The organism is Spirosoma sp., from assembly GCF_026391055.1.
In the GTDB taxonomy this organism is placed as follows: Bacteria; Bacteroidota; Bacteroidia; order Cytophagales; family Spirosomataceae; genus Spirosoma.
On record NZ_JAPLET010000009.1, the window covers coordinates 147,879 to 163,412 of the forward strand.

General features: G+C 51.3%; 11 protein-coding genes. 3 read left to right on the forward strand and 8 right to left on the reverse strand.

Going from position 1 to position 15,534, the window contains the following annotated elements:
• Positions 1 to 133: 133 nt before the first annotated feature.
• From NT073_RS01525 to NT073_RS01560, 8 genes are all read right to left on the reverse strand, one after another.
• Positions 134 to 1,816: a sulfatase gene (locus tag NT073_RS01525; protein WP_297367723.1), complete on the reverse strand. Its 1,683-nt coding sequence runs from the start codon at positions 1,814 to 1,816 to the stop codon at positions 134 to 136.
• Between the two features lie 90 nt (positions 1,817 to 1,906).
• Positions 1,907 to 2,998 (reverse strand): formylglycine-generating enzyme family protein, encoded by a 1,092-nt coding sequence (locus NT073_RS01530; protein WP_297367727.1) that lies wholly within the window; start codon positions 2,996 to 2,998, stop codon positions 1,907 to 1,909.
• A 55-nt stretch (positions 2,999 to 3,053) separates the two neighbouring features.
• On the reverse strand, positions 3,054 to 4,514 hold the full coding sequence (locus NT073_RS01535; RefSeq protein ID WP_297367730.1) for a sulfatase: 1,461 nt from the start codon (positions 4,512 to 4,514) through the stop codon (positions 3,054 to 3,056).
• Between the two features lie 5 nt (positions 4,515 to 4,519).
• Entirely contained in the window at positions 4,520 to 6,082 is a 1,563-nt protein-coding gene (locus tag NT073_RS01540) for a sulfatase (protein WP_297367734.1), read from the reverse strand.
• Positions 6,083 to 6,161: 79 nt separating this feature from the next.
• Positions 6,162 to 7,580, reverse strand: coding sequence for a RagB/SusD family nutrient uptake outer membrane protein (locus tag NT073_RS01545; protein ID WP_297367736.1), 1,419 nt, complete (start codon positions 7,578 to 7,580; stop codon positions 6,162 to 6,164).
• 24 nt (positions 7,581 to 7,604) lie between these two features.
• A complete protein-coding gene (locus tag NT073_RS01550) occupies positions 7,605 to 11,003 on the reverse strand; it encodes a TonB-dependent receptor (protein WP_297367739.1) in 3,399 nt (1,132 codons plus the stop codon).
• A gap of 383 nt (positions 11,004 to 11,386) precedes the next feature.
• Positions 11,387 to 12,424, reverse strand: coding sequence for a FecR family protein (locus NT073_RS01555; protein WP_297367742.1), 1,038 nt, complete (start codon positions 12,422 to 12,424; stop codon positions 11,387 to 11,389).
• Positions 12,421 to 13,152, reverse strand: coding sequence for an RNA polymerase sigma-70 factor (locus NT073_RS01560; protein WP_297367746.1), 732 nt, complete (start codon positions 13,150 to 13,152; stop codon positions 12,421 to 12,423). Before NT073_RS01560 ends, NT073_RS01555 begins: the two co-directional genes overlap by 4 nt.
• Positions 13,153 to 13,388: 236 nt before the next feature.
• Between NT073_RS01560 and NT073_RS01565 the strand changes: the two genes are divergently transcribed.
• From NT073_RS01565 to NT073_RS01575, 3 genes are all read left to right on the forward strand, one after another.
• Complete coding sequence (locus NT073_RS01565) at positions 13,389 to 13,862, forward strand: energy transducer TonB (RefSeq protein WP_297367749.1); 474 nt, start codon at positions 13,389 to 13,391, stop codon at positions 13,860 to 13,862.
• 309 nt (positions 13,863 to 14,171) lie between these two features.
• The gene (gene cysC, locus NT073_RS01570; RefSeq protein WP_297367752.1) at positions 14,172 to 14,714 is read left to right on the forward strand and encodes an adenylyl-sulfate kinase; all 543 of its coding nucleotides are present in this window, start codon (positions 14,172 to 14,174) and stop codon (positions 14,712 to 14,714) included.
• A complete protein-coding gene (locus NT073_RS01575) occupies positions 14,689 to 15,534 on the forward strand; it encodes a sulfotransferase (RefSeq protein WP_297367755.1) in 846 nt (281 codons plus the stop codon). Before cysC ends, NT073_RS01575 begins: the two co-directional genes overlap by 26 nt.

Here is a 15,534-nt window from a genome sequence, read left to right on the forward strand (position 1 = left end):
ACAATATACCGCCTACAATGACTTGTCTCTCCTGCCCTTTCCTGTACAGTCAGGAAAGACAGGAGAGACAAGGTAGTTTAATCAGAATACATTTGCCAACGTCGGGTTAGCCCCGAATTGGCAGGCGAGGTCGTTACTGCGGATTTGCAGCCATCAGCTTGAGCGCTTCCTCATCTTTGTACTTAATGATTTGGTCCTTCAACTGCTTTTTCAGCAGAGCCGTTACTTTTTCGTAGCCTTTCTGGCCATACACATTGTTAAGATTCTGAGGGTCTTTCTGGATGTCGTACAGTTCCCAAAAATCGTCCGGGCCGTAAAAACGGGCCAGCGTATACTGAGCCGTACGCAACCCAAAATGGGGCGATACATGGTGCGGCTGGGGATATTCGTAATAATGGTAATAAGCCTGATTTCGCCAGTCATTTTTGCCGCCGGTCAGCAGCGGCAAAAACGATTCACCCTGCACATAGTCTGGAACACGGGTACCCGTCAGGCTCAATAAGGTGGGAGCCCAATCGACATTCGATACGACCTGCTTCACCTGACTACCCGGTTTGATAACGCCCGGATACCGGATTACAAACGGCGTTTTCAGCGACTCTTCATAAATCCACCGCTTATCGAACCAACCGTGTTCGCCCAGGTAAAAGCCCTGATCGGAGGTGTATACGACTACGGTATTTTTAGCCAGTCCGCTTTTATCCAGGTAATCGAGCAGCTTGCCGATGTTGCGGTCCAGCGAGTTGGCGGTGGACAGATAATCTTTCAGATAGCGCTGGTATTTCCACTCCGCCAAGGCTTTACCCGTCAGTTTTTTATCGGCAAACTCCTTACTAATTTTGCCATAATAGCTGGAAAAGGCTTTTTTCTGTTCGGGATTCAGACGTCGGTACGAACCCTCCCGAACGTAGATATCCAGCTGCTTTTCTTGGGCCGGGGTTGGTTGATTAGACCCGTAAAACGCCTTCCGAAAGTCGGCCTTTTCCTGCTCCATCGTGGCTTCATCAACCTCATACTTGACATCGACTTTTAGATCTGTTCTCAGATTCATCGATTTGTCGATGCTCATTTCCTGCTTTTGAGCCGCTAACCGGCCCTCATAGTTGTCATAAAACGTAGGCGGTATAGGAAACGTGACGTTGTCATAAGCGCCTAAATCCTCCACAGCGGGCATCCACTCGCGGTGAGTCGCTTTGTGGCCAACCACCAAAAAGAAAGGTTTCGCCGTATCGCGGTGAGCGAGCCAGTCGGTGGAGAGGCTCGTCACGACATCGGTCACATAGCCCATATGGCGGGTCGTTTTGTTATTGGAGTCGACAAAATCAGAATTGTAATAATTGCCATGACCCGGCAGAATATTCAGGTAATCGAATCCGTGGGGCAGGCTCCCCAGGTGCATTTTGCCAATCCAGGCAGTTTGGTAACCGTTCTTCTGCAACTCCTCGGTGAAAACCGGCTGGCTGATATCAAATACCTTTTCATTGAATTTGTATCCGTTCCGGTGCGAGAACTGACCCGTTAGCAAGGTAGCGCGACTGGGGCCGCAGATTGAGTTGGCAACAACATTGTTGTAGAGAATGGCTCCTTCTCGGGCAATTCGATCGATGTTGGGCGTTTTGGCCAGTTTGCTGCCATACGCACTGATGGCCTGCGCGGTATGATCGTCAGAGATGATGAAAATAACATTGGGTCGTACCGCAGCCGGACGATCGGGTTGGGGCTCCTCCAGCGGAACAGGGGTGTAGCCGGGGATAGCCAGCAGCAGAGCCACAGCAGTTGCGCCCAGCAACGAGCGAAAGACGGTCTGTTTAGTCATTGATTAGCAGGTTAAATAGAGCGTAATACCAGCGACCGAAGCCGGGCAATTCGTCTTTGGTGAAAGAGTATGATACAGTAAAGGCAAAAATCAGCTTGATTTTACGCAGCGAAACCCAAGGTTATTACTACCACTCGTTATTTCGCCCTTGCCGCGGCTACCGGATTTATAGCGAACACAGTATTGATCGCTGCACAAAAAGGAACCGCCCCGCTGAACCCGTTTTACGGCATTCGGCTCGTCGGGGTCATAGCTGTCCGACGGGCCTTTGGGGTTCAGGGCAGGCGACTTCGTGTAGTAATCGGGCCGGTAAAAATCCTGGCACCATTCCCACACGTTGCCGTCCATGTCGTACAGCCCATATGGATTCGGTGGAAACGTTTTAACCGGGGCCGCTTCGGCAAATCCATCTTCCAGCGCATTTTGCCGGGGAAAGTCGCCCTGATAGATATTGGCCATCCATTTGCCCGCCGGTTTCAACTCATTCCCCCAGTAATAGGTATGTGCGTCTTTGCCGCCCCGAGCAGCCAATTCCCACTCAGCTTCGGTGGGTAAGCGTTTGCCGGCCCATTTAGCATAGGCGGCAGCATCATCGTAGCTAACATGCACAACCGGTTCATTCTCATGACCTCTGATGGTGCTCTTCGGCCCTTTGGGGTGCTGCCAGCTGGCCCCGCTTACATACTGCCACCACTGTAGAGGATTGGTCAGCGAAATCTGCTGAACCGGTGGCGTAAATACCGCTGAGCCGGGAACCAACTGGGCTGCGGGTACACCCGGATAATCCTGTGGATTGAGTGGGCGCTCGGCCACAGTAACATAGCCCGTCTGTCTGACAAACCGGGCGAACTGCGCGTTGGTCACCTCATGCTCATCCATCCAGAAGCCATTCACCGTTACGCTATGAACAGGTCGGGCATCCGGAAACTCGTCGGCACCCATCTGAAATGTGTTGCCGGGTATCCAGACCATGTCGTGTGTGTCGCTGTTTCGGGTTGGTACAACGGATGTCGCCTGACGAATTGCCGTCGAGCGGGATGGTATTCCGCTGGCCGCACAATGGGCCATACTATCGCTTGAAGCCACAGATGCCCGTTCTGAGGTCGTAGTCGGCTGGCATCCCCAAAGTGTAATACTAAGGGTGCAGCCGATCCAGCCAATAAAACGGTATAAATAAGTCATTGAATTGTGTCGTTGTAACGCTGAGCGGACTGATTAACTAAAAATGGATCTGGATTTATTTTTCGTCACTTCGTCCGGCCAACCGGGTTTGTTTACCACTTCGATGCTGCAAGTCGTCGCCCAGTTCCTCCCGACTTTGTTCGGCTATTTTTTCCAGTCGCTCAACGATGCCGGGGTGTTGCTCACGAACATCGTAGCGTTCGCCGGGGTCGCGCCGAAGGTCGTAGAGTGCCATCGGGAAAGCGTGGTTTTCGTCGGTCTTGCCGGGTAAACCACCGGTACCGGGCAAAAATCCTTCGTAAGTTCGACCGGGATGGGCAAAAACCAGTTTCCAATCACCTTGCCGGACAGCTTCCAGGCTATTCTTCTGATAATAATAGACGAAATGGTCACGGGCTGTGGCACTATCGTTGCCTTTCATGAGGGCAAGGCCATCAACCCCGTCGATCTGCCTTTTGGGCAAACGGGCACCACATACCGCAGCGATGGTAGGCAGCAGATCCAGGTTGGTCAGGAGCTTGTTGCTTACCCGTCCGGCAGGTACTTGATTGGGCCAGCGAACCAGAAACGGAACCCGGTTCCCCCCTTCGAACGACGTAGCTTTCCCTTCACGCAGCCCACCCGCCGAACCGGCATGATCGCCAAAGTTGGCCCAGGGGCCATTGTCGCTGGTGAAAATGACCAGCGTGTTTTTGTCCAGTCCGTTTCGTTTCAGAGCGTCCATAACCTGCCCCACACTCCAGTCGATTTCCTGCATCATATCGGCGTAGAGCCCTTTGCCGGTTTTTCCACGGAAGCGTTCCGATGCGCCAATAGGTACGTGGGGCATTGGATGCGGGATGTACAGAAAGAAAGGCGATTTGCGGTGCCTGTCGATGAACGAAACCGCCCGTTCGGTCAGGCGTCGGGTTAGCTGATCCTGATCGGCCTGAGTGCGAATCTCATCCACTTTCTGGTTACCCTCCATCAATGGCAGAATGGGGTGCCTTGCCTTGTTACCCGATGTAGCGGGGGTGCCGTCATAATTGATCGGCCACATATCGTTGGAATAAGGTATCCCAAAATAGGTATCGAAACCCTGCTGCAACGGCAAAAAGGCCTGTCTACTACCCAGGTGCCATTTACCGAAAATACCCGTGGCATATCCTTTTTCTTTCAGGAGTTCGGCAATGGTTTCCTCTTGAGGATTGAGTCCTTCTGTGGCAAACGACATAAGCGCCCCGGACATACTCAGCCGGTTGGGGTAGCAGCCTGTCAGCAACGCCACCCGCGAGGCCGTACAGATGGGTTGAGCCGCCAGAAAGTTCGTAAACCGCGTTCCTTCCATAGCCAGCCGATCAATAATGGGCGTTGAATAGGTCGATGCGCCATAGCACGACAAGTCGCCGTAACCCATATCGTCCATGAGAATCAGCACCACATTGGGCGGCTGTTTTTTTTGGGTTGGACTGAGCAGCAAAGCAGCCAGAAAGCAGAGTAGACCAAGCGATTTTCGATACATCCGTTGTGGGTTCATAGTGGTTAGTAATTACCCCGATAGCGGTGGTCGAACCGTTTTTGCTTGATCGAATGAAGGGGAATCTGCAATCCATTGGTCGATTCGAGCCAGTCGAACACCTGTCTCTTCAGATCTTTGGCGATCTCCTGATGCGCCGGGCTACGAATCAGATTATTTACTTCCTGAGGATCATTTTTCAGGTCATACAGCTCATTGGCCTCCCATACGCCATGATTGAAAATGTACTTGTACCGATCATTTCTAACACCAAACATCGTTGGTGTTTGAGGAAAATCGGCTTCCCAGTAGTATTCGTAGAAAGCCCGGTCGCGCCAGGGGATGGTCTCGCCCCTGAGCAGGGGCAGGAATGAGTTTCCCTGCATCTGTGCCGGTTTGGGCAGGCCTGCATACGCCAAAAACGTTGGCGCAATGTCTACATTCTGAATAACCTGTTCCAGCTTCGTGCCGGGCTTCACAATAGCCGGGCAACGAACCAGCAGGGGCACCCGCATGGACTCTTCGTACATATGGCGCTTGTCGATCAGGCCCCGTTCGCCGAAGCTGAACCCGTTGTCGCCCATGTAAACGACCATCGTGTTTTCCAGTTGCCCATTTTCTTCCAGCCATTTCAGCACCCGCCCAACGCTGTCATCGACCCCCATCAGGGTTTCGCAGTATTGCCGGTAAAAATCATTGAAGTTAATGGCCCCGTGGTAGAGGTAATCGACGCCATGCCAGCTATAACGTTGTTGCTTCACCCAGTTAGGCATGTCGGCCATGTTAACCTCCAACGCTTTGGTTTCCGGGTTTACCGACGGCTTGGGGCCCCACACTTTACTGGTATCGGAAGCGGTCAGGTACATCGTTTGGGGATAATTAATGGGCATGTTTCGGTACATGCCTTTATGGCGTTTGGCCGGCTGAAAGTCGGCATGAACGGCTTTGTGCGACAGGTACAGGCAAAACGGTTTGTCCTTATTGAGCGAACTCAGCCACTTAACGGCATAGTCGGTCAGCAAATCCGTGGTGTAACTGCTGTCGCCATGCATAACCTGCTTGCCATTGATGTTGAACGTCGGGTTGTAATACACGCCCTGGCCTTTAAAACTGAGCCAGTAATCGAAACCCGGCTGGGGCGCATCGTCGGTATTACCCATGTGCCATTTACCCAGAAAAGCGGTTTTGTAACCCGCGTTCTGGAGGTACTGCGGGAAGAACTTCAGCCCCGGCGTCATGGGGGCAAAATTGTCTACTACCTTGTGCGTGTGAGCATACTGACCACTCAGAATACTGGCGCGGCTGGGCGAGCAAAGTGCCGTACTAACAAAGGCGTTGCGAACATGGGCACCTTCGGCCGCGAGTCGGTCTAGGTTAGGGGTTTTCAAACCGGCGACCTTGCCCGTGAACCCCATAAAATCGTACCGATGGTCATCGGCCAAGATATAAATGATGTTCTTTGGTTTGGCAGCGCGGGGGTTCGTCACGGATTGGCCGGGGGCCTCTTTTCCGGGTAACTGAGGCCGAAACGCCATCATAGAGCCAATAAGCGCCAGCAGGACAAGGGTGTAAGCGAGTGAGTTTTTCATAGAAACGTGATAGAAAAGAGAACGGAACGATAACGCTCCGTTAGTAACCAGAGCGTTATCGTTCGACAGCAACCTTAGGTTAATACCCGGTATTCTGCTTTAATTTTTTGTTGGTATCCATTTCCCGTTGCGGAATAGGCAGCAGCACATGATAAGGCTGCACGTTGGTTTTGCCGTGGGCTTTCATGGTGGCTATCATCGTTCCGGTACGGATCAGATCGAACCACCGCTGGCCTTCAAACGCCATTTCAACCCGACGTTCTTTCAGGATGGCTGTCCGGAGTGTCTCTTTCGTGAGACCGGTTAGATCAGGCAGTATACCCGTTTTCCCGTTTCTGGCCCGTTGCCGAACCTGATTCACCAAAGCGTAGGCTTCGGGGGTGGGGCCTGTCTGTTCATTGAGCGCTTCGGCATACATCAGCAGCACATCCGAATAGCGAAGAATCGGGTAATTGACCCCCGAATCAGCGCTATTGCCGAAGGTGGCGGGGTCATAATACTTGAAGAAGCAATTCGTAAACGTGTAGGTTTGCGAACCTACAGCCAGCGAATTACGAATCGTGACTTCCTTCCGGCGGTCTCCGGCTTCATAGGCAGCCACTAAATCGTCGGTCGGCACATCGGCTTCGTTGCCCGTCAGGCCCGGCACTTTACCCCGGGGCATCGACAGAACCATCATCGAATTGCCGTTGGAAACGCCACTGGCAAACTGAACGGAGAACAGCACTTCTTTCTGATTTTCGGTACCGACCTGAAAAACCTTGGCGTAGTCATCCCACAGTTCATAGGTTTTACTGTCGATAATCTCTTTGCATTTCTGGGCCGCCAACGACCATTGCTGCCGGGTCAGGTACACTTTAGCCAATAGCCCCTTAGCCGCGCCCTTCGAGGCCCGACCCACATCGCCACCGCTATAGGTGAGGGGCAACACTGCTTCGGCCTCGGTCAGGTCTTTCAGAATCTGGGTATAGACGGCCTCTACCGATGCCTGCTCCACGTCGATGCCTTCGGCCGATGCGGTGGGCGTGAGCACCAGCGGCACCGGGCCAAATAACCGAACCAGATTGAAATACAGCAACGCCCGAATAAACTTCGCTTCGCCAACGATGCGGTCCCGCAGCTGCGTATCCATAGCGATCAGCGGTACTTTCGTGATGACTTCATTGGCCCGGTTCACGCCGTCGTAATGCTCCTGCCAGGCCAAGTCGATCCGGTCATTGACGGGTGTATGCGTAAAATTGTCGATGGCCCGGATGTTGGCGTTGTTAACCCCAATACCGGCGGCTCCATCGTCTGTAAACTCGTCTGTATACAGGTAAAAAATACGATTGTACATATTCTTGTTCAACCGGCCATAAACGGCGTTCATACCGGCCAGGGCATCGCTCTGGGTGCGAAAAAAGATCGATGTCACCAGGGTGTCCTGAGGCACTTCCTCCAATAAATCACTGCATGAACTCAGAGTGAGCACCAGCAGACAGGTAAGTATTTTTTTCATAATCAATGTTGGTCAGGGAAGGGATTAAAAACCTAGATTCAGGCCGAGCAGTACGGTTCGGGCTATGGGATAGCCGCCATAATCCTGCCCGATGTTGAGGTTGGTCTGCCCATACCGGCTCACTTCGGGATCATAACCGGTGTAGTTGGTGATGGTAAACAGGTTCTGGCTGCTGAGATTGACCCGCGCCGTACGAATCCGTAGCCGCTTCAGGAAAGCCGACGGAATCTGGTAGGCCAGTGATACGTTGCGCGCCCGCAGATACGAACCATCCTCAATGTACTGACTCGAAAATTCGATGGTGCGGTTAGTCGTTGCCCGGGGGTACTGTCCGTTGGGGTTCGTTAGCGACCAGCGATCGACGACGTCCTTGCGCAGGTTCTGAATACCGGCCGGCAGTTCCAGTTCAATCTTGTTATAATTGAAAATGTCGTTGCCGTATGAATACTGCATAAATACGGTCAGCTCAAATCCTTTGTAAGCGAAGGTGTTCGTCAGGCCACCGATAAATTTGGGCTGGGCGTTACCGATATACGTGCGGTCACTGGCGTTGATAACCCCGTCGCCGTTCAGGTCGACATACCGGCGGTCACCGGGTTTGGCACTTTTCTGAGCCGATTTGCTCACCTCTTCGGTCGAGCGGAAAACACCATCGGCAATGTAGCCATAGAACCGCCCAATCGGCTCTCCGACTTTGACCAGCGACGGGTTCGTTATTTTAAGGTGTCCGCTATCGCCCCCGCTGAAGAACTGGGTGATCTGCCCCAGATCGAGGATTTTGTTGCGATTGAAGGCAATATTGAACGCGCTGGTCCACTTGAAGGCACCCGTCGTATTCACCGAATTGATCGCCAGTTCGAGCCCTTTGTTTTCGGCACTGCCAATGTTTTGCAGGGATGTACTAAAGCCGGAGGTCCAGGGAACGGTTACGGCCAGCAGCAAATCGTTCGTGCGTTTATAGTAGGCATCCAGGGTCAGGTTCAGGCGTCCTTTCAAGAAACTGGCGTCCAGCCCGGCATCGAACTGAGTGGTTTTTTCCCAGCGTAGATTCGGGTTAGCAAAACGGGCAGGTGTGTAGCCAATGGCTACGGCTTCGCCCAGCACGTAGGTTGCGTTGGTGAGCGTTGCCAGCGACTGAAACTGGCCGATTTCCTGATTCCCCGTTACCCCTACACTGGCGCGGAGTTTGAGATCGCTAACCACTGCCTGATCCCTCATGAACGATTCATTAGCCACGCGCCAGGCAATAGCGCCCGATGGGAAAAACGCGTATTTGTTGCCCAACCCAAAGCGGGAAGAACCATCGGCCCGGCCCGTGAAAGTGAGCAGGTATTTATCGGCAATGTTGTAGTTGATCCGGCCCAGGTAGGAGAGCAGCCCCCAGGAGTTATTGGTCGTGTTCGGGAAGTTGATCGTTGCGCCCGACCCTAAGTTATAAGGTCCCAGAATATCGTTAGGAAAATTCTGCGAACTGGCCCGAACCGATTCGGCCTGCGAGCCCTGCATGGTAAAACCGACTACCGCATTGACCGAGTTTTTATTCGCAAACGAATGGCGGTAGCTCAGAGTGTTCTCATTCAGCCAGGTGGTATTAAGCACCGAAGCCGCAGTGCCTAACCCTTTGGTCGACAAACCGTAGAAATTGGTCGATGGAATATAAAAGTCACCCTTATTCATCAGCACATCGGCCCCAAAGCTCACGCGGGCAGTCAGGTCTTTCAGGATGTCGTATTCGGCAAATATATTTCCCAGCGCCCGGAAGGTCGTACTCTTGTTGGTGATCTCATTGGCATAGGCCACCGGGTTACCATATTCGCCCAGATCGCTGCGATTGACAAACGTACCGTCGGCATTGCGAACGGGTAAGGTTGGCTGAAATAGCAGAGCGCCCAGCACAACACCGGTATTGCCGCCCCCGTCGGTGTCGGTCACCACAATGTCGGCTTTTGTTCGGCTTACGGTCAGGCTGTTGCCAATCCGAAAACGGTCGGTGAAACTATGGTCGAGGTTGACGCGGGTCGAAATCCGGTTGAAATTAGAATGAATGATGGTGCCTTGCTGACCAAAGTAACTGGTAGAAATGGCGTAGCGGGTTTTGGCATTGCCCCCCGAAAAAGTCAGCTGGTAATTCTGGATGGGTGCCGTGCGAAAAATCTCTTTCTGCCAGTTTGTTCCTTCGCCAAAGCCCGCCAGCTGATCGGCGGTGTAATAGGGAGCCAGGCCATCGTTGGTACGGGCTTCATTCACCATCGTAGCATATTCCTTCGCATTCATCATCGGAATAAGCCGCCGGGGTTCCTGCACCCCATAGTACGTTTCAAAATCAATGTTATTCTGGCCGGACTTACCCCGTTTTGTGGTGATGATCACAACACCGTTGGCCCCCCGTGTGCCGTAGATGGCCGTAGCCGACGCATCTTTTAAGATTTCCATCGACTCGATATCGTTGGGGTTTATGCTCGCCAACGCATTGGTAGCGGGGCCGCGGTTGGCCCCGCTCGTGGCCGTGCTGTTGTCGCTGTACACCGGAAAGCCATCAATTACGTAAAGAGGCTCATTTCCCCCGTTGACCGAATTCCCGCCCCGGATGCGGATAGAAATAGCGCCCCCCGGCTGGCCCGATGCCTGGGTTACCTGCACACCAGCTGCCCGGCCTGCCAGCGCCTGATCCAGCGATGTGTTAACCGTTTTCTTGATTTGGTCGGCCGTAACGGACGATACCGATCCGGTCAGATCCGATTTTTTGACGGTGCCGTAGCCCACAACCACCACTTCGTTCAGGGTTTGATCGTCCGGAACGAGTGAAATATCCACCGTAGTCCGGCTGCTTATGGGGACTTCCTTTGAAGTGTAACCCACAAAGGAAAAAACAAGAACCGTGGTTTCATCGGGCACCGTTAACTGGTAGCGGCCATTGGCATCAGTTGTGGTGCCCCGGTTTGTTCCCTTCGCAACAATACTCACCCCTGGCAACGGCTCGTTGTTCTGCTCATCCCTGACCACACCCGTCAGGCGTGTCTCGGCAACCGGGGCGGAGGAAACGGCTTTTACGACCGTCGATGAGAAACCCAAATTTGTTTTGGTTGAGCTTTCGGCCGATGTAACGCTATTCGTCAACAGGATTCGCTCCGACACCACCCGGTAGGAAATATCGAGGGGGGTGAGCAACTGTTTTAGTACCTGCTCCAGGGGCATTTTGGTCACGTCGAGCGATACCGGTCGGTCAGCCTTAATTGTATTGCGGCTAAAAGCAAACTTCACGTTGGTCTGGGCCTCAATCTGCCGAAGCACCTGCTTCAACTCGGTATGACTGACTTTGAGCGTCAGATGCCGGTTCAGCACGTCCTGTGCTTCACTTTCTCCGGCGTAAGCCAGCTGGATGAAGGCGACAAAAAATAGCAACTGGGTTAGGGAAAGTTTCATGATCATGTACAGGTTAGCACATAATTTTAAGGGTCGACGTTTTTTCATACTTTTGATTGTTCTGTAAAAAATGGGACAAATAACCCCCCGCAGTCATCCAAAAAGATGGCTGTATGTCTCGAGGGTTCAGTACAGGTCGGTAGTGGTGGCTCACTGCCGACCTTTTTGATTTGAGGCTTATAGCATAGTTTGACGGGGTTAGCGTGAACGGATTAGTATATCGAGTAGACAGACTATTAGTACTTATAGCCTATAAAGATTATAGACTTTTCAAATCAATCATATTGCCGCGCAACTTCCAAGCGAATCCCGATGCATTCTAGCTTAAAGCCTAAAGTTTATTGCTTTTATTTTATCGGGCTCGTTATCCAAGTTGGAACCGGTCATGCGTGATGGGGTATGTTACGTTTGGCGTTTATGAAAATTTCGGTTCCAACAATTTCATACTCGGCGTGAATCGACTGGCAAATGATATTCAATTTATCGAACACGGATAAACTGCTCAGGTCGCCCGTAAAAACCGCCTTTTCCAGGGACTGATGCATGATATGAATGGTAATGCCATACTGCCTGTTCAACTGGCTGATAATGGTTCGGATGGGGGTGTCGTTATACACTGGCTCATCCCCAGAAATCAATGAAATTGGGTGTTCGACCAGTTCAGCCGTTAATTGACGAACCTGCGTATTATAAATCACGCGTTGATTCGGCGTGAGAACAACGCGTTTGGGAGCTGTAGCCCTAGTGCTGTTTGCGTGTTCATAGACAGCGACTTTTCCACTGCTTACATCCACTTCAACCGTTTTTGTTTGGGGTCTGGCCATAACCCGGAAACTGGTTCCAAGAACCTGTACATCCAGTTGCTTAGGCGTTCTGACAACGAATCGACGATGATCTGTTGTGTGCTTCACCGAAAACTGAGCCTCGCCCACCAGACTGACCTCGCGGGCGCCCCAGCCAAATCCGAATCGGGCAACCGTCAGCCTTGAATTGGCCTGAAGTATGGCCTGGCTTTGATCAGGAAGCGTGACTCGTCTCACCTCGCCACCAGTTGTTTTGTACTCTTTATACAGGAGCTGGTTCCGAAAAGCGTAGCTGCCAAACGCCAGTAAGATGGCTACAGAAGCTGCCGCCCACCAGACCAACGGAGTCCGATTGCCTATTTGCCGAACAGTGGGGTCATTCGTTTCGGGTTCCTCATCAGTTGTTGCTACCTGACGTAACTGAAGAAGGCGGGAATAGGCTTTATCGGCATCAGGCATTAATTGCAGGTTTTCCAATTCCCACTCTTCCAGCCATTGGAAATATAATTCCTGATGCGTCGGCTCAGCCAGCCATTTTTCTATTAACCGCTTCTGTAAAGGCGTAGCTTTTCCTGCAAATGAGTTCAGGATCGTTTGTCGGGATAGCGTCGATTTCATAAACAGTTGTGGAAAGCCATCCGTAAGAGTGAAAACAGGGGATTTACTCCTTGCTCAGCAGCCCAGAAAGTAAGGCATAGCAGCATGGAAAGCAGTCCCTGGTTATGCAGCGATTGCCGTAAAACGGCCAGTACTTTGGTTATATGGCCTTCAACCGTTTTGACCGAAATACCTAACTCTTCGGCAATCAGGGCATTCTTCTTGCCTTCGAACCGGCTCATGACAAACACACGCTGGCTTTGGGGTGGCATCGACAGAATGAGGGCATCAATCTTCAGATACAGTTCAGTATACTGAAGCTGTTGATGAGGATTCAACTGGTTTATTTCGGAAACAGACTCAGGAATGATATCCGTTGGCAATTCACGGCCGAGCTCCGTGCGGAGGTGGGCAAAAGCAGCATGCCGAACGGATGTAAACAGATATGCACGAAACGATGTCGTTACGGCCTTATGCAGTTGTTTTTGCCAGAATTGGCCAAAAATATCAGTAACCAGATCTTCGGCCACCTCTATTGAGTACACAAAGCGGGCCGCATGACTGCATAACGGATGAAAATACCGCCTGAAAAGTAAGTCAAAACCTTTCTCCGCATTGGCCTCAAAAGCCCGGCGTATAAATACCTCTGAGTCGACAGCCGTTGTACTATCCATGCTCAATTCGCCAGCCAAAATCGGACGGTTAAGATGATGACTAGCAGCATTACCAAAGGGCTCCGGGGAGTTCATGAGCAAGGTAGTAGGGTAACTACCTAGTAAGAGTGTTTTCTGATCAAATACCCTTGCCTCCTTTGCAATTATTTTACAAAATTTATAAAAATCATACCACAAAAGGGCTCGATTTGGCCAACTTATCAATAAATGATTACCTGATCGATATTTATTACGACTAAGGCAGTACAATCAAATAACCTGTCCATTTTAATCAAATCAGTTTTCATTTTTTACCTCAACGAACCACGTATATGATACCTCAGCGAAGTAACCGGTCGGCCAGCAACGCCGGACTGATGCTAACGACTATGATGCTCCTTATTGGCATAACAATGGCCTGTAGCCAGCGTAGTCAAACTACTCAATCAAGTCAGACCGTCAGTCAACCGTTTGTTACTGAAGAAATTTTTACGGTCTGTGAAGTGCCACCCAGCTTTCCAGGGGGGAATGCTCTGATCCGCGATTATTTACGGCAGAATTTACGCTATCCTGAAGCAGCTATCAAAGCGAAAGTTCAGGGTAGAGTATTCGTCTCATTTCTGGTGACGAAAGATGGTACTATACGGGATGTAACTATTTTAAAAGGTTACAGCCATGGTATCAATGACGAAGCGATCCGCTTAACCCAGGCCATGCCAACCTGGATACCCGGTAAGCAGGCTGGCCACGCTGTAAATGTGACCTACAATCTGGTCATTCCCTTTGAATTAGCCAGTCTAAAATAAGCTGATCGACTTATTGTACGAACCTTAACGGCGAATACCCGTCCCTTTCGTTTGGAGACGGGTATTCGCCGTTAAGCCGATTAAGTTAGGCTAGCTAAGATACCATATATCAACCAAGAGCAATTTTCGGCCCCGTATTGTTTATCATTCAAAAAAAGACAGCAAAATAAGTTTAAGCCTATCGAGTAAAGCCCTTATTAAACAAAAACTTATTAATTACAAGATCACTCTGTATTAATTTATTACCCTTATTTGTGCAAAAGCAGTCTTTTATATGTTCAAATTATAATAAATACCTGTTTTGTATACATGAACACAAATGCCATTGTCATTTGGCTCACTGGCTTATCGGGGGCTGGAAAAACAACTATCGCCCAAGAGCTGGCCCGGCAGTTATCCCGGCAGGGCGTTAAGACCTGCAACCTGGATGGGGATCAGCTACGAAAGGGGTTAAATGCCAATTTATCTTACAGTGAGGCCGACCGGACCGAGAATGTCAGGCGGACAGCGGAAGTAGCAAAACTAATGGCCGACAACGGAATAGTGCCCATTGTATCCCTGATCAGTCCGACTCAGGCGATGCGGTCTTTAGCCCGGTCTATATTATCCTGCCACCACTTTGTGCTCGTTTATGTTAATGCGCCCTTAGCCCTTTGCGAACAGCGGGATGTAAAGCAGCTTTATAAAAAAGCCAGACTAGGCCTCGTTCCCCAGTTTACGGGAATTGACGCAGCCTACGAAGCACCCCACGATTACGATATCGAACTGCTGACCGCCTATCAGGATGTACTAACCTGCACGGCCTCTATTCAGCAATATATCACTCATGCTTACTCAACAATTGATCAATAAGCACCTTACTGCCCGAATTGGCCGACGCTGGAGACGCCTGAAGGCCCAGACCTGGGGTCGGCTCACGGCTGGCTGGCGTAAGATGCCCGATTTCCTGATCATTGGTGCCCAAAAGGCCGGAACGACGTCTTTGTTTCATTACCTGGCTCAGCATCCCGATCTGGCCATGCCCGTTGATAAAGAAATTCATTACTATGATGTCAATTATCAGAAAGGCGTAAACTGGTATAAACAATATTTCCCTCTGCGGTCCAGCGCCGAATGTTCCGGAGAAGCAACCCCGTATTATCTGTTTCATCCATTCGTGGCGAAACGCATAGCCCACGACATGCCGGGGGTGAAACTGATCGTCTGTTTACGCGATCCGGCGCTGCGCGCTTTTTCCCACTATCAGATGATGAAACGCTTCGGTGTCGAATGGCTGACGTTTGAAGAAGCCATTGAGCAGGAGCCGGTTCGATACCGGCAGGGACTAAGGGAATTAACCCGCAACCCATTGAAGCGAAGCGCCTTCCATCAGGATTTCTCTTATCTGGCCCGGGGGAAGTATGCCCGGCAGATTAGGCAATGGCTTACGTATTTTCCGCGTGAGCAGTTCCTGTTCCTTTCCAGTGAGGAACTAGCCCGGCATCCGGCCCGGGCTCTGACGCGGGTTTATACTTTTCTAGGCATACGCGCGCTGTTACCGACGGATCTCAGCCATCAGAATAAGGGGGATGCCAGCAGCCTGAACCCTGAGCTCCTGACAAGACTAAGAGCGTACTACCAGCGCGATCGTAAAGCAACCGAACAACTAACGGGTTTAAACTGGGGAGACTAA